At 65.5% G+C, this 16,981-nt stretch carries 19 protein-coding genes; 13 read left to right on the top strand and 6 right to left on the bottom strand.

The features are described 5' to 3' along the window. Positions 1-30: 30 nt before the first annotated feature. Together ACVWY5_RS41135 and ACVWY5_RS41130 are read right to left on the bottom strand one after the other, a co-directional pair. Positions 31-792, bottom strand: coding sequence for a S1 family peptidase (locus ACVWY5_RS41135; protein ID WP_028335275.1), 762 nt, complete (start codon positions 790-792; stop codon positions 31-33). A gap of 130 nt (positions 793-922) precedes the next feature. Next, positions 923-1,198: a hypothetical protein gene (locus tag ACVWY5_RS41130; protein WP_080667133.1), complete on the bottom strand. Its 276-nt coding sequence runs from the start codon at positions 1,196-1,198 to the stop codon at positions 923-925. 28 nt (positions 1,199-1,226) lie between these two features. Here ACVWY5_RS41130 and ACVWY5_RS41125 point away from each other — a divergent pair, with 28 nt between their 5' ends. The 11 genes from ACVWY5_RS41125 (at position 1,227) to ACVWY5_RS41075 (ending at position 10,486) form a co-directional block, all read left to right on the top strand. After that, complete coding sequence (locus ACVWY5_RS41125) at positions 1,227-1,901, top strand: response regulator transcription factor (RefSeq protein WP_028335274.1); 675 nt, start codon at positions 1,227-1,229, stop codon at positions 1,899-1,901. 355 nt (positions 1,902-2,256) lie between these two features. Next, complete coding sequence (locus tag ACVWY5_RS41120) at positions 2,257-4,272, top strand: S8 family serine peptidase (RefSeq protein WP_321176907.1); 2,016 nt, start codon at positions 2,257-2,259, stop codon at positions 4,270-4,272. Positions 4,273-4,283: 11 nt separating this feature from the next. Next, entirely contained in the window at positions 4,284-4,703 is a 420-nt protein-coding gene (locus ACVWY5_RS41115) for a cyanobactin maturation protease PatG family protein (RefSeq protein ID WP_321176908.1), read from the top strand. Between the two features lie 172 nt (positions 4,704-4,875). Further along, positions 4,876-5,067, top strand: a complete 192-nt coding sequence (locus ACVWY5_RS41110; RefSeq protein WP_016842276.1) for a hypothetical protein — start codon at positions 4,876-4,878, stop codon at positions 5,065-5,067. Positions 5,068-5,123: 56 nt separating this feature from the next. Next, positions 5,124-5,303 (top strand): hypothetical protein, encoded by a 180-nt coding sequence (locus ACVWY5_RS41105; protein WP_016842277.1) that lies wholly within the window; start codon positions 5,124-5,126, stop codon positions 5,301-5,303. 36 nt (positions 5,304-5,339) lie between these two features. Then, positions 5,340-5,678, top strand: coding sequence for a hypothetical protein (locus ACVWY5_RS41100; RefSeq protein WP_321176909.1), 339 nt, complete (start codon positions 5,340-5,342; stop codon positions 5,676-5,678). Between the two features lie 97 nt (positions 5,679-5,775). Continuing rightward, on the top strand, positions 5,776-6,462 hold the full coding sequence (locus ACVWY5_RS41095; RefSeq protein WP_038377633.1) for a methyltransferase family protein: 687 nt from the start codon (positions 5,776-5,778) through the stop codon (positions 6,460-6,462). Between the two features lie 169 nt (positions 6,463-6,631). Next, a complete protein-coding gene (locus ACVWY5_RS41090; RefSeq protein WP_157347913.1) occupies positions 6,632-7,264 on the top strand; it encodes an HAD-IA family hydrolase in 633 nt (210 codons plus the stop codon). 165 nt (positions 7,265-7,429) lie between these two features. Continuing rightward, entirely contained in the window at positions 7,430-7,747 is a 318-nt protein-coding gene (locus tag ACVWY5_RS41085; RefSeq protein WP_028335270.1) for a hypothetical protein, read from the top strand. Positions 7,748-8,057: 310 nt separating this feature from the next. Next, positions 8,058-9,005, top strand: a complete 948-nt coding sequence (locus ACVWY5_RS41080) for an AAA family ATPase (protein ID WP_021078095.1) — start codon at positions 8,058-8,060, stop codon at positions 9,003-9,005. A gap of 104 nt (positions 9,006-9,109) precedes the next feature. Beyond that, complete coding sequence (locus tag ACVWY5_RS41075; protein ID WP_028335269.1) at positions 9,110-10,486, top strand: vWA domain-containing protein; 1,377 nt, start codon at positions 9,110-9,112, stop codon at positions 10,484-10,486. Positions 10,487-10,501: 15 nt separating this feature from the next. Here ACVWY5_RS41075 and ACVWY5_RS41070 read toward each other — a convergent pair whose 3' ends face one another. After that, complete coding sequence (locus ACVWY5_RS41070; RefSeq protein WP_321176910.1) at positions 10,502-11,029, bottom strand: hypothetical protein; 528 nt, start codon at positions 11,027-11,029, stop codon at positions 10,502-10,504. Between the two features lie 106 nt (positions 11,030-11,135). On the opposite strand from ACVWY5_RS41070, the gene ACVWY5_RS41065 reads away from it, so the two are divergent. Together ACVWY5_RS41065 and ACVWY5_RS41060 are read left to right on the top strand one after the other, a co-directional pair. After that, positions 11,136-11,495, top strand: coding sequence for a hypothetical protein (locus ACVWY5_RS41065; protein ID WP_456671762.1), 360 nt, complete (start codon positions 11,136-11,138; stop codon positions 11,493-11,495). Further along, positions 11,477-12,688 (top strand): T6SS phospholipase effector Tle1-like catalytic domain-containing protein, encoded by a 1,212-nt coding sequence (locus ACVWY5_RS41060; protein ID WP_028335267.1) that lies wholly within the window; start codon positions 11,477-11,479, stop codon positions 12,686-12,688. The genes ACVWY5_RS41065 and ACVWY5_RS41060 overlap by 19 nt, the downstream gene beginning before the upstream one ends. Positions 12,689-12,812: 124 nt before the next feature. On the opposite strand, the gene ACVWY5_RS41055 is transcribed toward ACVWY5_RS41060, so the two are convergent. The 3 genes from ACVWY5_RS41055 to ACVWY5_RS41045 are packed head-to-tail and all read right to left on the bottom strand — an operon-like array spanning position 12,813 to position 16,863. Next, on the bottom strand, positions 12,813-15,035 hold the full coding sequence (locus ACVWY5_RS41055; RefSeq protein WP_028335266.1) for a molybdopterin cofactor-binding domain-containing protein: 2,223 nt from the start codon (positions 15,033-15,035) through the stop codon (positions 12,813-12,815). Continuing rightward, positions 15,032-15,523, bottom strand: a complete 492-nt coding sequence (locus ACVWY5_RS41050; protein WP_028335265.1) for a (2Fe-2S)-binding protein — start codon at positions 15,521-15,523, stop codon at positions 15,032-15,034. Before ACVWY5_RS41050 ends, ACVWY5_RS41055 begins: the two co-directional genes overlap by 4 nt. Then, entirely contained in the window at positions 15,520-16,863 is a 1,344-nt protein-coding gene (locus ACVWY5_RS41045) for a cytochrome c (protein WP_028335264.1), read from the bottom strand. The genes ACVWY5_RS41050 and ACVWY5_RS41045 overlap by 4 nt, the downstream gene beginning before the upstream one ends. Positions 16,864-16,981 lie beyond the last annotated feature (118 nt).

Here is a 16,981-nt window from a genome sequence, read left to right as displayed (position 1 = left end):
CCGGGTCAAGCCCGGCAATGACAACCGTCGTCAGAAGCTCGCACCCCACTGCCGCGCGGTCTGCATCACCCAGTCGCGATAGAGTGTCAGCGGCGTCACGCCGGTGATGCCGCCGCAGCCGGCGGCGCCGTTCGGTCCCGTCGACCAGCTCACCACGCCGACGATTGCGGGGCCGCCTTGCTTGTCCTCGAACACCGGCGCGCCGGAATCGCCGGTGCAGGCCCCGAGCCCGTCGCGCACGCCCTGCCCGACCGGATCGACGAGACGGATCTGCAACGTGCCGGGCTTGCCGCTCGCGATCAGGCCGGCGACACGGGTGGCGCCGCCGCTTTTGCCGTCACCGCGCACGGTGACGCCGACGCCCGCGATGGTGAAGCGACCGCCGACCTGGATCGGAATGTTTGGCATGCCGAGCGCGGCGGGCGCCTTGCCTGCGGCCGGCGCCGCGAGCTGCAGCAGTGCGACATCGGCGGTCGCGACATGATTGGCCATCGCCTGCATCCGGAAGCCGGGATGGATCGCAACCGTCCTGACGTCCTGCAGCGTCGGCTGCCTGTCCGAGCCATATTCGACGATCTTGTAATCGGCGCCGGGCTGCACGCAATGCGCCGCGGTCAGCACGACCTTCGGAGCGATCAGCGCACCGGTGCAGAAATTGCCGCGCGAGCCGACGATGGTGACGACGGAGCGTGCAACGCCATCCGTCGACGGCGCGCCGCCGCCGACGATGGCCAGCGCCGGCGTTGCCGCCAACAGGCTGAGAAAAGCTGTCGCTCGAATCACGCTCGTCATGGAACCCTGTCGGTCGGCATCGGAATTGAGCTCATTCGAGGCGCGGCATTGCGTCGCTCGCACCAGGCTCCGGAGAACACGCAATATTGTACAGAGCATCCAGGCTTGCACGCGTCAATTGTCTAAATATCTAGGCGTCGATCACTACGCCGTTGAAGTCGCCGCCGGAATTCAGCACCGCCATCGCTTGCCGGCGCCACACATCGACGTCTTGTCGCGATACGCAACAGCTCGGATCGCGCGCCGCGCGGCCCGACGACGTTCGAATGTGAACTGCGTCTCTTGATCGCCTGCATCGGAGCCGTAATTTCGGCGCGATACGAATACAACCTCCGGCAGCATATCGCATACTTACCTTCATGACTTTCTGGATGCCGGTGCCGTTGATCTCAACACGGCGTTCCATCCGCCATTTCGTTGAGTTAGAGGATAATATGAGGATAGCGGTCGTCACGCCGATCAGGCTGTTCAGCGAGGGGCTTACCTCGAGTTTCCAGAACCACGCCGAGTTTGCGATTGCGGCGGCGGTGTCCGATCTCGCCGCCCTGCGCGAGACCCTCGAGACCGGCAATGTGAATGTCATTCTGATCGACGTCACACAGGGCATCGATCTCGATGAAGTGCGTGTGATTGCGAGCGAGCATGCGGATGTCGCGCTGGTGGCGCTCGGCCTCAACGAGGACCGGCGCGACGTGGTCCGCTGCGGTCGGGCCGGGTTCAGCGGCTACATCTCCCGGAACGCCAGCTTCGATGAGCTCTGCCGCGCGCTGTCGGACGTGGCATCGGGGCGGCTCGCCTGCAGCGCCGAGATTTCCGGCGGCCTGCTGCGCGCGCTGTTCTGCATGGAACGTCAGACGGATACGATCGACGCGGACCAGGGACTGACGCGCCGCGAAGGCGAGGTTCTCAAGCTGATCGGACAAGGCATGTCGAACAAGGAGATCGCGCGCGATCTCAATCTCAGCCTTGCGACGGTCAAGCACCACGTCCATCACGTGCTGCAGAAACTCGGCCTGCCGCGCAGGGCACAGGCGATGCGACGGGTGCGCGAAGCGCCGTGGATCGCATCATCGGCAGCGATCCCCGATCGGTCCCGCGAGCTCGACTGACATCAACATCCTGAATTCCGTGTTCGGCCGACGCGCAGTCGCGTTCGCGCGCCGGCGCGCAAATGCACGCGCATGTCTGCCCAGACGCGCACAATCGTGCGGTGGGATTGGTCCCGACTAAACCCTTCGATCGATCGTTCGAGACGCAGGATCGATCTCATGGACCGATCGATCCGTATCGTCCGGCTCGATCCTTTCTGATCCACCGCGGCGAATAGGCCTTTCGCGTCACAGCTGCCACAACTGCACCAACGCGACGACATGCCGTTCTCCTGGTTCGCTGCGTGAAAGCAAATTGCCGCGGAAGACGGATCGGCTGCACGGATTTGCGGGCAGATCAGTCGGGATTGATTTCATGAATCCAGTTGCCGACATCGCTGGTCTGGCTGCCTTGTGGCAGAGAACGTCGGGCGGCGACCCCGCGGTGAAGATCGCGATCATCGACGGCCCCGTCGATTTCAATCATCCTTCGCTCAGGCAGGCCCGCGTCGCCAGGGGCGGCGAGTTCGTCGCACCGGCTTCGCCGATGATCCAGTCCGAGCACGGCACGCATGTCACGAGCGTCCTGATGGGTACGCCCGGCAGCCCGGTGCTCGGCGTCGCGCCGAATTGCAACGCGACCGTCTTCTCGATCTATCGCGAGGACGCCTCCGGCCAGATCGAGCCGTCCTCGCAAAGCACCTTGGCGCTTGCGATCAACCAGGCGCTCGCCGCCGGCGCCGACGTCATCAATATCAGCAGCGGCCAGCAATCCGCGACCGGCCAGGCCGACCGCATTCTGGTCGACGCGGTCCGCGCCTGCGAGCGCGCCGGCAAGTTGATCGTCGCCGCTGCCGGCAATGACGGATGCCGCTGCGTCCAGGTGCCGGGCAGCCTCGCTTCGGTGCTTGCGGTCGGCGCGTGCGATCCGGCCGGCAATCCGCTGCCCTTCAGCAATTTCGGCGACGCCTATCTCGAGAACGGCATCCTCGCGCAGGGCGAAAACATCGCCGGCGCCTCGCCGGTCCGCAATATCAGCCTGCGTTCCGGAACGAGCTTCGCAGCGCCGATCGTCACCGGCGTCGTCGCTCTGCTGCTCTCGTGCCTGCGCCAGACCGGACGCAAGGCCGATCCGCAAGCCGTCCGTGCTGCGCTGCTCGAAAGCGCGGTGCCCTGCCGCAGCGACGGCAGCGCCTCGCGCTGCCTCGCCGGACGGCTCGATATTCCCGCGGCTGTCGCCGCCCTGCTTGGCGAGCAGGCGGACGCCGTCGTGCCGTCGGGTGCTACGGCCGCGTCTCCCCTCTTCCGGGGAGTGTCCGCGCGCCCTTTCGTCCAACCGTCATCCGCCGCTCAGCCAACTGCAACCAGAGAGGGTTCCATGGGAGATCTATCAGCAATGTCTGCACCATCGGCTCCGCGCATATTCGGGCCGGACGGCTCGGTCCTGCGCAGCAGCGCCGGGATCATGCCGAGCGAAGCGCAGCCTGCTGCGCCCGCAGCGCCTGCGGCCGCGCCCGTTGATCACGGCGTCGCCGCCGCGCCGATCGCGGCGCCGGCGCCCTATCCGTTTCACGCCCCCCATGCGGGCGGCGACCTGGTCTGGATGCCGACGCCGGCACCGCAGATCGTCATGCCGCCGATGATGATGCCCCAGATGGCGATGCCGGCGGCCGGCATGATGCCGCAGGCCTGGCTGCAGCCGCAGCAGCTGCCTGCGCTGATGCCGAGCAACGCGCTTCCCGTCGCGATGCCGCAGGCGCTGCCGATGTACGAAGCCCCCGCGGTTCGTACCAGCGAGAAGAGCTGCGGCTGTGGCGGCGGCATGCGTCCGCAGGGCGCCGCGGCGGAATCCACCGGACAGCTCGCGTTCCCGATCGGCCGGCTGTTCTACGATTTCGGCAAGGAGGCGCGCCTCGACTACTTCGTGCAGGCCATCGCCAATTGGCGCGACAGCCTGATCGGACGCGGCGATCCGGCGTTCGGACCGGAGCGCGACCGCTCCGGCGATACCTCGGCGCCGTACAATCCGGCGATCATGGCGCGCTATCTGCTGAACCAGGCCGAAGGCGAGAGCGCGACACCGAGCGGATCCGGCAACAACTTCCCGGATGCCGATGCCATCATCTGGACGATGACGATCGACTCGATCCCGATCTATGCGGTCAAGCCGCTCGATGTGTTCGGTCTCGGATTCTTCGCCGCGCTGATCCTGGCGCTTTGGCATCAGGAGGTCTCGCATGACGATCCATCGAACACCCGAACCGTGGTGCCGGCAGCGCGCGGCGGCGACGATACGCCGCCGACCACGCCGCCGGCTTTCCCGCCGCGCGGCGGTGTTGCGCGGATTTCGATGGCCGCTGGGTCGACAGCGCCAACACGACCAAGCTCCTGAACGGGACCGTGGTGCCGACGCTGGTGACCGACTGGCGCGGCTTCTACCAGTGGGATCTCTACACGCTGTTCGGGCCCGATCCCGACACCTGGCCGGCCGGCGCGGAAGGCTTCCTCGAGCGAATCTACAACGAGTTCCGCAATGTCGGCCTCTCGCCGCAGGATCGCGCGCTGAACTATTCCGCGATGAATGCCTACAACACGCGGAAGATCTTCACCGACGTCGCCAAGAAGGGATTGCGGCTCGATACCGTCGAGGTCGACCAGAGCGTCATCTGCCGCCCGGACTCGGTTTGTCACGACGTGACCTACCGCTTCTTCAATCCGACCCAGGTTTTGACCCAGGCGCGCGAAGTCTATCAGTACACGATCGACGTGAGCGACGTGGTGCCGGTGGCGGTCGGACCGCTGCGGCAGTGGCAGGTCTATTGACGCGATTGCTCCTCTGCGTCCGGAGGAGATCAGAACGTGGCGCGAATGCGTCACGTGGTCCAGGGGATCGACGCGATGAGCGATCCCCTGGGCGACGTCCAGCGACGGCTGCCCCGGTCGGTGCCCACCTCCCGTAGTTGCCGTCAATTCAAACCGAAAGAAGGAGCTGAACATGTACGCAAGGAACGACTTTGAGACCTTCGGCAGCGTGCGTAGCCCGATCCAGTGTGAGGGCATCGAGCGCGGACCGAAGCGGATTGCCGACGTGGCGACCAACGGGTCGGTCAACCCGCAGGGCTGGGGCGAAATCCTCGGCGGCGTCGCGCAGGCGCTGCCGGGTGTCCTCGGTGCTTTCGGCATCTGATCGCCAAACTCGGGGCCCGGCGCTGTCGGGCCCCACCCACCCTCGAGGAGGCCGACATGATGCAGAAATCCACCGCCAGGAGCCCACAGCAACAGCAGCAGAACGGTCGCCGGATCGAGCCATCCGGCAAGATCGTCGTGTCGTCAGTGGTGAGCCACGCCTCGCTGATCGCCGCGATCAGCGACCGCAACCCGATCATCGCCAAACGCACCACATCCGACGAAGACAAATCCTGACGTCGTCGTCATCACCGAACCTATGGAGCCGATGCCATGGCAAAACCGCCCCGCAAATCCGGATCCGACAGCGCCGCCTCGCCGCCGGCGGAAGCACCTTCCGCAGCGTCACGCATGGCCCAGGCGCGGCGCCCGATGGAGGCCGCTCTGGTCGCCCGCCCGAAGATCGCCACCACCCCCACTCCGCCGACAACGCCGACCTATCTGGCGCCGCCGCAGGGCCCTGGGGCTCCGCAGCAAATGCGCCATGACGGCTCGCCGCATTCGGAGGAGCGGCTCAACACCGCGATGAAGATCCTGCTCGATCCCGCGGCGCGCGCGCTGCCGAGCAAGGTCTATTCCGGACAGGCGCGAAACTGGACCCGCAGACCTTGATCGGCTCTGCGCGCCGAGCAGGCCGCGATCCGCAACCACGCACGCAACGGCCCGCCCGATCCGGCGGCGCGGCCGTTGCAGTTCGCCGGAGAGCAACATGAACGAGAACGGCAGTCCCCCTCGCATCAATCTGCGCCGTGCCGCCTTCACATGTGTGGGCCTCGGCACATTCCTGTTTCTCGCGGCCGGTACGCTGCGATGGGCCGGCGCCTGGGCGTTCCTGGTCGAGATCACGATCGGCGGGCTGATCACCGAGGCCTGGCTCGCCCGGCACGATCCGGGGCTACTGGCCGAGCGGCGCACCGCGCGCGGCCAGGCGGGCTGGGACCGCGTCATCACGACGATCATGCCGCTGCTGTGGCTGACATGGCTGCCGCTGATGGCGCTCGACGCAGTCCGCTACCAGACATCGTTCGTGCCCTTCTGGCTGCAATGCGCCGGCGCCGTGATGATCGCGGCGTCGTTCTACATCGTCTACCGGACCTACCGGGAAAACAGCTACGCCGCGCCAGTCGTGAAGATCCAGCGCGAGCGCGGGCATGCTGCGGTGACCACCGGACCCTACGCCTATGTGCGGCATCCGATCTATGCCAGCGGCCTCCTGACCTATGTCGGTACGCCGCTGCTGCTGGGATCGTGGTATGGCCTTGCCATCGTGCCTATCATGGCGGCGCTGCTCGGCTTGCGGTCGCTGATGGAGGAGCGGATGCTCACTGCCGAGCTCGACGGCTATGCCGAGTATCTCGCGCGGGTGCGCTATCGTCTGGTGCCGATGGTCTGGTGAGCTGGTTCCGCGTGGCGGATTTTGCCGCGAACTGGCGGCTTGCCTGATCGGCGGCAATTCCAATAAAGAAGGCCGGACGCGCGTTTCCCTGTTGTCCTGCAGTCGGCCGGACGATCCGAGGCGAAGCCGCCGCTTTGCAACGGGCGGGACTTTGATGGTCGAGACTTTGATGATCGAGGCAGTGATCTGGGATTTCGGCGGCGTCTTGACCACCTCGCCGTTCGAGGCGTTCGCGCGCTATGAGACCGAGCGCGGCCTGCCGATCGACATCATCCGCCGCACCAACGCCGCCAATCATCTCGAGAACGCCTGGGCCAAGTTCGAGCGCGCCGAGATCGATATCGAGGCGTTCGACGCGCTGTTCGCTACGGAATCGAAGGCGCTCGGCGCCGAGGTGCGCGGCAAGGACGTGCTGCCGCTGCTCTCCGGCGACCTGCGCCCCGAGATGGTCGAGGCGCTGAAGCGCATCAAGGCGAACTTCAAGACCGGTTGCATCACCAACAATCTGCCGGCGAACGCGATCGGCAGCCGCAGCGGACGCACGCTTTATGTCGCCGAGGTGATGGCGCTGTTCGACCACGTCATCGAGTCCGCGAAGATCGGCCTGCGCAAGCCCGACCCGCGAATCTACCGGATGATGGTGGAGACGCTGCAGGTAAACCCGAAGAACTGCGTCTATCTCGACGATCTCGGCGTCAATTTGAAGCCGGCGCGCGAGATGGGCATGACCACGATCAAGGTCGCGAGTGCCGCGCAGGCGATCGGCGAGCTTGAAGCCGCGACCGGCCTCACGCTGAGGTGAGGCGGGCTACGCGCCTATTCATGCCGCATTCACGCGGCGGCCTCTAATTGTCGGCCTCCCCCGGGTCACGGCGCGATCGCATCGTGACCCCTTTCCTGGTCTGAGCATGACGTTCCGGAAAACCGACGTCCACTTCTCCGGATCATGCCTGCGGAGGCACTTCCCATGAAACGTCTTGTCGTCGCCCTTGTCTCGGCTGGTTCGCTGCTGATCTCGGCTGCAGCGCTCGCGCAGACAACGCCGGCCCCCGCAACAGCGCCGGCGGCAGCTCCCGCGCAACAGAGCGCGTCGACGGCGGCGCCCGTGCCCGGCGCGAAGCGCGCGGCCTGCCAGAGCGCGGCGAAGGCGCTGAAGGGTCAGGAGCGGCACGACCAGATGCAGCTCTGCATGGCGCAGGCGCATCTCGACTGCCTGAAGCAGGCGATCGACCAGAAGATCACGGGCCCGCAGCGCAAGGATTTCGTGAAGAGCTGTTCGGGTTGACGGTAGCCGGGCTACGAGATTCTTCTCCTTCCCCCTGAAAGGGGGAAGATCGGGATGGGGGTCGGCCGACGCCGGTGTTGATTGAGAGAGCAGATCCCCACCCGCTTTGCTCTGGCGAGCAAAAAGACCTCCCCTTTTCAAGGGGAGGTTCGAACTACACGCTAACAAGCGTAGCCCGTATTGCGCTTGGCGGAAATACCCCGGAACCATGCGCTAACCCCATGCCTTTGCGGGCCAAACGAGCCTTGTGCTTTGCCCGCAACGAGCGCAGAACAGGTCCGAGTTCAAGATAAATCCGGAGCTGATCCTCGTGGCTGACACCAGGCCCACCGCCTCGATCGAGGCCGTGGAAAGCGGCCTCGCCGCGCAAGGCTATATTGCGAGCCGGCAGATCGCGACCGCGGTCTATCTGTCGCAGCAGATCGAGAAGCCGATCCTGGTCGAGGGCCCTGCCGGCGTCGGCAAGACCGAGCTGGCGAAGGCGATCGCCGCATGGCGCGGCATGAAGATGATCCGCCTGCAATGCTATGAGGGCCTCGACGAGGCCAAGGCGCTGTATGAGTGGAAATACGCCAAGCAGCTGCTCTACACCCAGATCCTGAAGGACAAGCTCGGCGAGGTGCTCGGCGGCGCGCAGTCGCTGGCGGCGGCGCTCGACCAGCTCCACACCTTCGGCGACGTGTTCTTCTCCAAGGAATTCGTCGAGCCGCGGCCGCTGTTGCAGGCGCTGGAGCAGCCGGCCGGCTGCGTGCTCCTGATCGACGAGATCGACAAGTCGGATGCCGAATTCGAATCGCTGCTGCTGGAAATCCTCTCGGACTTCCAGGTCACGATTCCCGAGCTCGGCACCGTCTCCGCGGTGGCGCCGCCGACCGTGATCCTGACCTCGAACAGCGAGCGCGATCTTGGCGACGCCTTGAAGCGGCGCTGCCTGCATCTGCACATCGGCTTTCCCGAGCAGAAGCTGGAGGAGCGTATCGTCGAGAGCCGGGTGCCCGGCATCTCGCAGACGCTGCGCAAGCAGATGGTCGGCTTCATCCACGAGATTCGCTCGCTGGACCTGAAGAAGCTGCCCTCGGTCAGCGAGGCGATCGACTGGGCGCGCGTGCTGGTGCTGCTGCAGGCCAGCGAGCTCGACCACGAGATCGTCAAGGACACGCTCAACGTGCTGCTGAAATACGAGGCCGATATCGAGGCCGCGACGCCCCAGATTTCGTCCTTCATCGCCAAGGCGTCGCGCCAGGGCGTGTTCAGCTAGAGCATGATCCGGAAAAGTGTGAAGCGGTTTTCCGATCAGACCATGCTCAAGGAAGGAGCTAAAGCGCGATGACAATTCAATCCAATTTCGTCGCGCTTTAGAACATGCGCGAGAACCTGCATCGCTTCTTTCGCGCGGCGCGGGGAGCCGGGGTCCGGGTCTCGCCCGCTGAAAGCATCGATGCGATGCGGGCGGTCGCCCAGGTCGGCTTTGCCGATCGCGATATCCTGCGCGACACCTTCCTGCTGACGCTGGCCAAGACCCAGGACGAGAAGCGCGCACTCGGCGAATGCTTCGATCTGTTCTTCAGCCAGCCCGAGCCGCAGCAGGAGAACGCGGAGCAGAGCAAGACCGACGACGGCAGCGAATCCGACGCCAACCCGTCGGCCGACGAGCATGGCGATGTGTCGGACGACGGCGCCAGCGAGAATGTCGGGCCGCTGGCGCAGATGCTGCTGTCGCAGGATCGCTCCGCGATATCGAGCGCGATCGCCAACGCCTCCGGCGCCGCCTCGCTGCCAGATATCCGCTACTTCACCCAGCGCGGCATCTTCCAGACCCGCATCCTCGACGCGATGGGGATCCAGCGCCTGCGCGACGACATCGACGACCTGACCACGCGCAATCCCGCGCTCGCCGAACGGCTGCAGGAGGCGCTCAACGGCCTGCGCGGCACCGTTCGCGACGCGGTCTCGCAGGCCCTGCTACTGTACGGGCGCGAGGAAGCGGAGAATCTGCGCAACGAAATCCTGCGCAACGCGCCGTTGGCGCGGATCGAGCCGCGGCAGGTCGAGCAAATGCGCGCACTGATCCGACAGATCGCGCGCCGGCTGCGCGAGCGCTACTCCAAGCCGCGCAAGCGCCAGCGCCGCGGCCATCTCGATGTCCGCCGCACGCTGCGCCGCAACGCGGCCTGGGGCGGCGTCCCCTTTCTCACCGCCTGGAAGCGCAAGCATCGCGACCGGCCGAAGATCGTCGCGCTGTGCGACGTCTCGGGCTCGGTCGCCCGCGTCTCGGACTTCTTCCTGCTCTTGATCCACAGCCTGCACGAGGTGGTGGACGACGTCCGCTCATTCGCCTTCTCGGGCCACCTGATCGAGGTCAGCGACATCCTGGAATCGAAATCGCCGGAAGAGGCGATGAAGGAAATCATGTCCAAGGTCGGCTTCGGCTCGTCCGACTACGGCAATTCCTTCGCCGATTTCGAGGACAACTGGATGAGCGCGATCACGCCGCAGACCACGGTGATCGTGCTCGGCGACGCCCGCAGCAACAATCTCGATCCGCGCGCCGATATCCTGCGCCGTATCGGCGAGCGCTCCAAGCGGCTGGTCTGGCTCAACCCCGAAGGCCGCATGGTCTGGGGTTTTGGCGATTCCGAGATGCCGCGCTACGCGACCTTCTGCAGCGTGGTGCGGCAATGCGCGACCGCGCAGCAGCTCGAGCGTGCCGTGTCGGATATCGTCGCGACGTATCAGTAGGCCGCCGGCCGCGCTTTAGATGGCAAGCGACTCGCCGTGGAACAGCCACCCGACGAACGCAGCCAGTGTCAGCGCGATCGAGGCGAAGATGCCGACCAGCTTGATCGTCGTGATCGCCTTCAGGATCGAGACAGACCGAGCCGCCGCATGCGGGTCGCCGTGCAGCAGCAGCCATGCCAGGAGACAATCCTCGATCAGATCGCTGAGTAGGTACACCGCCGGCACGACCAGGCCGAGCCGCGCCGCGGACGGATAGATCCGGCTGAGCCAGTGCGATGACGCCGCGCCCATCGCGCCCGCCAGCGCCAGCATGACAATCAGATCGAACGGAAACAGGATCGGAAAGACATACTTCATCCGCAAATCCGACTGCACCAGCTCGCCAAGCTGGTCGCCGGTGTAGCTCAGCGTCTTCTCCGGAAAGCGGGTGCGGAACCTGCTTGCGAACACGCGATCGGAATAGCTGCCAACCCACCAGAACAGTCCGAACGCCGCCACCACAAGTCCCGAGAGAATGGCCGTCACGAGAGCTTGAGGGCTCATGCCGACCTGTTCCTGTTGTTGTTGAGGAAGCGGCGGCAGGCCGCAGGAAAGATGATCGCGTGCACCGCGGAGTCCCTGAAAGGGAGAAATGTCGACGCATAAAGCAATGATCGACGAGCAGATTTCCATCTTTTCCGAAGTGTTGCAATTGAATTCTGGGAGCGCCATTGGCGGCCGGCCCAAAGCATCGCAAACGGAATTGGATCTCTCATGGCCGGGCATCCGCGAGCTGAAGCGACGCCGTCCTTGGCGCAGCTTGGCTGGCCGTGGCGAGGTTCAATTCGATCCAACGGCAGGCAACGCCGACGCGCATCGCGCTTCGGCGTCCCGGCACCACCGGCGGTCACGCCGCCGCCATAGAACCGTCTTCAATTGGAGATTGAATTTTCACCGCGTTCTGCCGTACATAGAGACCGCGAATTTTCACGGCGGCCGCGGGGGCAACGGATGCCGAAGGATATTGTGATTTGCTGCGACGGCACCGGCAACGAGATCGGTGACAATATCTCCAACGTGCTGAAGTTGTTCCGCGTTGCCGACAAGAATGACCGACAGCGGATCTATTATCATCCCGGCCTCGGCACCGTCGGCCTGCAAAACGCCTGGGGCCGCTTCAAGCAGCAGATGCGCGGCCTGTTCGGGCTGGCCTTCGGCGCCGGTCTCGACCAGGACACGCTCGGCGCCTACCTGTTCCTGTGCCGAACGTGGGAGCCCGGTGACCGGGTCTGGATGTTCGGCTTCAGCCGCGGCGCCTACACGGTGCGCGTGCTCGCGGCCTTCGTCCATGTGATGGGCCTTCTGCCCGTCGACCAGCTCGACCTCGCGAGCTACGCCTTCGGCACCTACAAGAAAGCCAGCTCCGACGCCCAGAAGTCCGACGGCACATTCGACTATGCTCCGTTGAAGGAAGCCTGGCACTTCAGCCAGATTGCCGGCGGCCGCAACATCGACGTCGAGTTCGTCGGGGTCTGGGACACCGTGGCCTCGATCATCGTGCCGCGACAGGACAATTTCCTGTTCGACTTGCAGACGCTGCTGTTCACCCGCACCAATTCCAGCGTCAAACGGTTCCGCCAGGCGATCTCAATCGACGAGCGCAGGCGCATGTTCCGGCTCAATCGCTGGATCGAGCCGCAGAAATTTCGCTCGGATCCATTCGATCCGGCGACGGAGGTGGAGCAAGACATCAGCCAGGTCTGGTTTGCCGGCGTGCACTCCGACGTCGGCGGCGGCTATCCGGAGGACCAGAGCGGACCGTCAAAGTTTCCGCTGATCTGGCTGCTCGAGCAGGCCAAGGCGGCCGGGCTGCACATGAATCAGGCGCTGATCGATCATCTCGCCTGGGGCATGCCGTTGCCGCCGCACAAGCACGACTATGTGCCGCCGAGCGCGACCGCTCCGCTACACAATTCGCTGACCGCCACCTGGGAAATCCTGGAATGGATTCCGAAGAGCGACAAATGGAAGGAATGGCCGGAGCGGAAATCCTTCCTCGGCTTCTATCTGCCGATGGGCGAGCCCCGTCCGATTCCGGATGGCGCGACCATCCATGCCTCGGTGCTGGAACGCATGGAGAAGGATCCGGCCTACAAGCCGATCAATATGCCGAAGGCCTACAAGGTCGAGCCGATGACGGCGCCACCCGCGCCGACGGCCTGAAGACCAAAGGCAGCTATCACCGTACACGCGGAGAAGACCCCTCACCCCAACCCTCTCCCCGTAAGCACAGGGAGAGGGAGCGCAGCTCCGTCGCTTTGGGTATTCGACCTGTTCTCATCACGCATTACGCGTCGATCGCGTCCTTGATCCGCTTGCGGCTGAGCGGCAGGTCGCGCAGCCGCTTGCCGGTTGCGTGCGCGATGGCATTGGCGAGCGAAGCGGCGGCCGGGCCCTGCCCGGTCTCGCCGTTGCCGAGGAACGGCTGGCCGGGACGGTTGATGATGTGGACGGCGATGCTGTCGGGCACGGCATTGAAGCGCAGGATCGGGTAGGTCTGCCAGTCGATGCTGGTGATCCTTGCCTCGTCGAACGTGACACTTTCATAGAGCGTCCAGCTGGTCGACTGCACGATCGCGCCCTCGATCTGGTTGGTGATGCCGTCCGGATTGACGACCTGGCCGGCATCGACGGCGGCGACCGCGCGCACCAGCCGGGCCCGCCCGGTTTCGCGATCGACCTCGACCTCGGACGCGATGGCGCAATAGGCGGCGAGATTCTTGTAGCGTGCAAACGCGAAGCCGTAGCCGCGATTTCGCGGCGGCTTCGTCCCGCGCGTCCAGCCGAATTCCTGCGCGGCCTTCTCGACCACCGCGCGGCCACGCTGATCGTCGAGATGCCTGAGACGAAACGCGACCGGATCGGCGCCGGCGAGAGCGGCCAGTTCATCCATGAAGCTCTCGGTCGAGAACACGTTGTGATAGGCGCCGAGCGCGCGCATCGCGGAGATCCGCAGCGGCATCGCGGGGATGAAATGATGCATCACGTGCGCGTTCGGAAAATTGTAGATCGGGATCGCGTTGCGATCGCCGCCCCCCTCCGGCAGCGGCAACGGCTTTGGTGCCGGCACCGCGAATGATCGCGCCATGTGCTGGGCTGCAAGCAGCGCGCCGGCGCCGCCCGGCCGCATCGAATGGGTGTTGCTCCACACCGCGAAATTCCAGTCGGCGATCTTGCCGTCGGCCGTGAGCGACGCGCTCAATTTCGTCACCATCGCCGGACCGTAGGGCTCCCAGCCGTGCTCCTGCTCGCGCATCCACTGCACCCGAATTGGGCGCCCTGGCAGCGCCCGGGCGATCAGCGCGGCGTCGGCCGCGGCATCGTCGGCGCCGTTGTGGCCATAACAGCCGGAGCCTTCGACATGGATCAGGCGGATGCTGGCGGGCGTCATGCCGAGCATCTCGGCGATCGCCTGCCGGTCGGGATAGACGCCCTGCGTGTGCGTCCATACCGTCATCGCGCCATCGATGAATTGCGCGACCGCGCAGGACGGCCCGATCGAACCGTGCGACTGGTAAGGCCGCGTGTAGGTCGCTTCGAGCGACCGCCCGCCGCTCACCGTGGGATCGCTACGCTGCAAGATCGCGAAATCCTGCGACGGCAGCGCGGTCAGGACGTTGGCCAGATCGTGCTGGTTCGGCAGCTTCGCGCTCTCCCGCCACTTCGCCGCCGCGGCCAGCGCGTGCATGGCCTTGACCGCCGAAAATTCCTTCTCCGCCACCACGGCCAGGAAGTTGTCGTCGCGCACGATTTGAATCACGCCGGGCATTTTCTCGATCGCGGCCGTGTCGCATTCCACGAGCTGCGCGCCGTAGCTCGGCGGGCGTACCACGCGCGCATGCACCATGCCGGGAAGCCGCATGTCCTGCACATAGGCCGCGCCGCCCGTGACCTTGGCAGGAATGTCGACGCGCGGCACCGGCTGGCCCATCACCTTGAAGCCCGCCGGATCCTTCAGGCTCGATGTCGGTTGCGCCTGGACGTGCAACATGTCCGAGGCGACAAGCTCGCCATAGCCCAGACGTCGGCCATCGGGAGCGATGACGGCCGCATTCTCGGTTCGCAAGTCCTCGGGCGGCAAGTCGAAACGCCTTGCTGCCTCCGCCACCAGCAGCGCACGCGCTTGCGCCGCGGCATGCAGGATCGCCGTGCCGCTGTCCTGCATCGAATGGCTGCCTGACGTATAGCCCTCGTTCGCCGTGAGTTTGGTGTCGGCGGTGATCACCTTCAGCGCATCGAAGGGAATATCGAGCTGCTCGGCCGCGATCTGCTGAAACGCGGTGCGGAATCCCTGGCCGAGTTCGGCCTTGCCGGTAAAGGCCGTGACCTGGCCATTGGCATCGATGCGGATCCAGGAATCCAGATTGGGCGATTTCGCCAGGCTGCCCGGCAACGCGGGGCTCTGCGGCTTCTGCTCCTGTGCGATCGCGCCGCGCAGCGAGAAACTGACGATCAGCGCGCCACCGCCGGCCAGCACGCTGCGGCGATCGAGAACCACCGGCGCGGTCATCGGATGCTCCTGTCGCTTGCGGCGTCGGCCGTATCCATCAACCTGGCGGCGCGGTGCACTGCGCGCAGGATTCGTATATGGGTGCCGCAGCGGCAGAGATTGGGCTCCAGCTCGGCACGGATCTGCGCATCCGACGGCTTCGGGTTGCGCATCAGCAGCGCCTGCGCCCGCATCATCATCCCGGCGATGCAGTAGCCGCACTGCGCCGCCTGCTCCTCCATGAAGGCGCGCTGGATCGGCGCCGGCGTGGCCACGGTGCCGAGCCCCTCGAGCGTCGTCACCGGCTTGCCCTCGACCAGGACCAGCGGCGTGACGCAGGACAGCACGGCCTTGCCGTCGACGATCACCGTGCAGGAGCCGCATTGCCCGAGCCCGCAGCCGAACTTGGCGGCATTGAGCGCCAGATCATTGCGCAACACATAGAGCAGCGGTGTATCCGCCTCCGCATCGACCTGATGATCCCTGCCATTGACCTTCAATGTCATCATGGCTTGCCTCGCTGTCTGGATTCCGGCGGCGTGTCGCGCGCCGCAAGCGACGTCGCTTGCACCGCCCGCGCATCGCGCTCCGCCTTGTCGAGATTGGCCCACGCCGGCCGCTTGCCGAACCGCTCGCGCAGATAGGCCGTGAGCGCGACCATCTGCGTATCATCGATGCTGGCGGCAAAGCCCGGCATGATCGGGCTGCGCTCGCCTTCGATAGCGCCGACGCCCGACAACACGATATTGAGGAGGTTGCGCGGGTCGGGGCTCGCGATCGCCGTGCTGAGCGCGAGATTGACGCCACCATAAGGCAACGCCCGGCGGCCCTCATGGCAGGAGGCACACGCGGCGGCATAGATCGCCGCACCGGCCGCATGGGTCTGTGCCGCATCATCCGAAGACGATTGTGCGACGACGTCGGCTGGCCGTTTGCGATCCGGCGCCAGCGCGCCCGAGATATCGGCCATGTACACGGCGATGGCCCGCACGTCGCCGTCGGGCACCGTCGCCAGATTACCGACCACTTCAGCCATCGGCCCGCGCGCGGTGCCATGATCGGCCTGCCATCCGTGGCGCAAATAGGCGTAGAGCGCATCGGCGGTCCACCGCACCGGGGCGTGCGAGGTGTCGTTCAGCGCGTAGGCGTGCCAATTGTCGACCTCGCCACCGGAGAACTGCGCATTCACCCGCTCGGCGCCGAGCGCGTTGCGCGGCGTGTGGCAGGCGCCGCAATGCGCGAGCCCCTCCACCAGATAAGCGCCGCGGTTCCATTCCGCGCCCTTCGCCGAGTCCTGAAGGGCATCGCCGCTGCGCAGATACAGCAGCTTCCACCCCGCGATCAGCAGTCGATAGTTCAACGGAAACGAAAGCTGATTCGCCGGCGGCGACGCGTGGACCGGCTGCCGCGTCATCAGGAACGCATACAGCGCCCGGTCGTCCGCATCCGAGACGTTGGTGAAATGGTCATAGGGAAAGGTCGGGTAGAGATGCTGGCCATCGCGAGCCACGCCCGAGCGCATCGCGCGGACGAACGCCTCCTCCGGCCAGCCCCCGATGCCGGTGTCGGCATCCGGCGTGATGTTGGATGAGAAGACGATGCCGAACGGCGTTGGAACCGGGAGCCCGCCGGCATAAGTCGCGCCGGCCTGCACGGTATGGCAGGTGTTGCAATTGCCGATCGCGGCGAGTTCGCGGCCGCGCTTGACCAGATCAGGGTCGAAGGTATCGGCCCGCGGCGGCGCAATGGCGGCAATCTGCGGCCGCCAGGCGACGGCAAGGGCTGCCGCCGCGCCCGCGACCAGCACGATCGCGGCAATGCCTGTGATGATCCGCAGCTGACCAGTCATGCTGAATTGAGTTTGTTGTTGGGACGTGTATTAACACCTTTCGTTCCGGTATCGTTCGGCCAGAAGACCTCGATCACCGCCTGTTGACCTCAAGGAATCCTGAAAATCCCCAAAGGGA

It is taken from the genome of Bradyrhizobium sp. USDA 3256 (assembly GCF_054058275.1).
The sequence above is the reverse complement of the archived record's forward strand: the minus strand, read 5'-3'. Positions and strand labels throughout refer to the sequence as shown.

Coding starts and splice junctions, on each gene's coding strand:
- ACVWY5_RS41055 (WP_028335266.1), bottom strand. CDS start 15,035: ATGACCGCGCCGGTGGTTCTCGATCGCCGCAGCGTGCTGGCCGGCGGT.
- ACVWY5_RS41050 (WP_028335265.1), bottom strand. CDS start 15,523: ATGATGACATTGAAGGTCAATGGCAGGGATCATCAGGTCGATGCGGAG.
- ACVWY5_RS41135 (WP_028335275.1), bottom strand. CDS start 792: ATGACGAGCGTGATTCGAGCGACAGCTTTTCTCAGCCTGTTGGCGGCA.
- ACVWY5_RS41100 (WP_321176909.1), top strand. CDS start 5,340: ATGGCAAAACCGCCCCGCAAATCCGGATCCGACAGCGCCGCCTCGCCG.
- ACVWY5_RS41075 (WP_028335269.1), top strand. CDS start 9,110: ATGCGCGAGAACCTGCATCGCTTCTTTCGCGCGGCGCGGGGAGCCGGG.
- ACVWY5_RS41125 (WP_028335274.1), top strand. CDS start 1,227: ATGAGGATAGCGGTCGTCACGCCGATCAGGCTGTTCAGCGAGGGGCTT.
- ACVWY5_RS41110 (WP_016842276.1), top strand. CDS start 4,876: ATGTACGCAAGGAACGACTTTGAGACCTTCGGCAGCGTGCGTAGCCCG.
- ACVWY5_RS41120 (WP_321176907.1), top strand. CDS start 2,257: ATGAATCCAGTTGCCGACATCGCTGGTCTGGCTGCCTTGTGGCAGAGA.
- ACVWY5_RS41065 (WP_456671762.1), top strand. CDS start 11,136: ATGATCGACGAGCAGATTTCCATCTTTTCCGAAGTGTTGCAATTGAAT.
- ACVWY5_RS41095 (WP_038377633.1), top strand. CDS start 5,776: ATGAACGAGAACGGCAGTCCCCCTCGCATCAATCTGCGCCGTGCCGCC.
- ACVWY5_RS41090 (WP_157347913.1), top strand. CDS start 6,632: ATGATCGAGGCAGTGATCTGGGATTTCGGCGGCGTCTTGACCACCTCG.
- ACVWY5_RS41085 (WP_028335270.1), top strand. CDS start 7,430: ATGAAACGTCTTGTCGTCGCCCTTGTCTCGGCTGGTTCGCTGCTGATC.
- ACVWY5_RS41130 (WP_080667133.1), bottom strand. CDS start 1,198: ATGGAACGCCGTGTTGAGATCAACGGCACCGGCATCCAGAAAGTCATG.
- ACVWY5_RS41060 (WP_028335267.1), top strand. CDS start 11,477: ATGCCGAAGGATATTGTGATTTGCTGCGACGGCACCGGCAACGAGATC.
- ACVWY5_RS41105 (WP_016842277.1), top strand. CDS start 5,124: ATGATGCAGAAATCCACCGCCAGGAGCCCACAGCAACAGCAGCAGAAC.
- ACVWY5_RS41045 (WP_028335264.1), bottom strand. CDS start 16,863: ATGACTGGTCAGCTGCGGATCATCACAGGCATTGCCGCGATCGTGCTG.
- ACVWY5_RS41070 (WP_321176910.1), bottom strand. CDS start 11,029: ATGAGCCCTCAAGCTCTCGTGACGGCCATTCTCTCGGGACTTGTGGTG.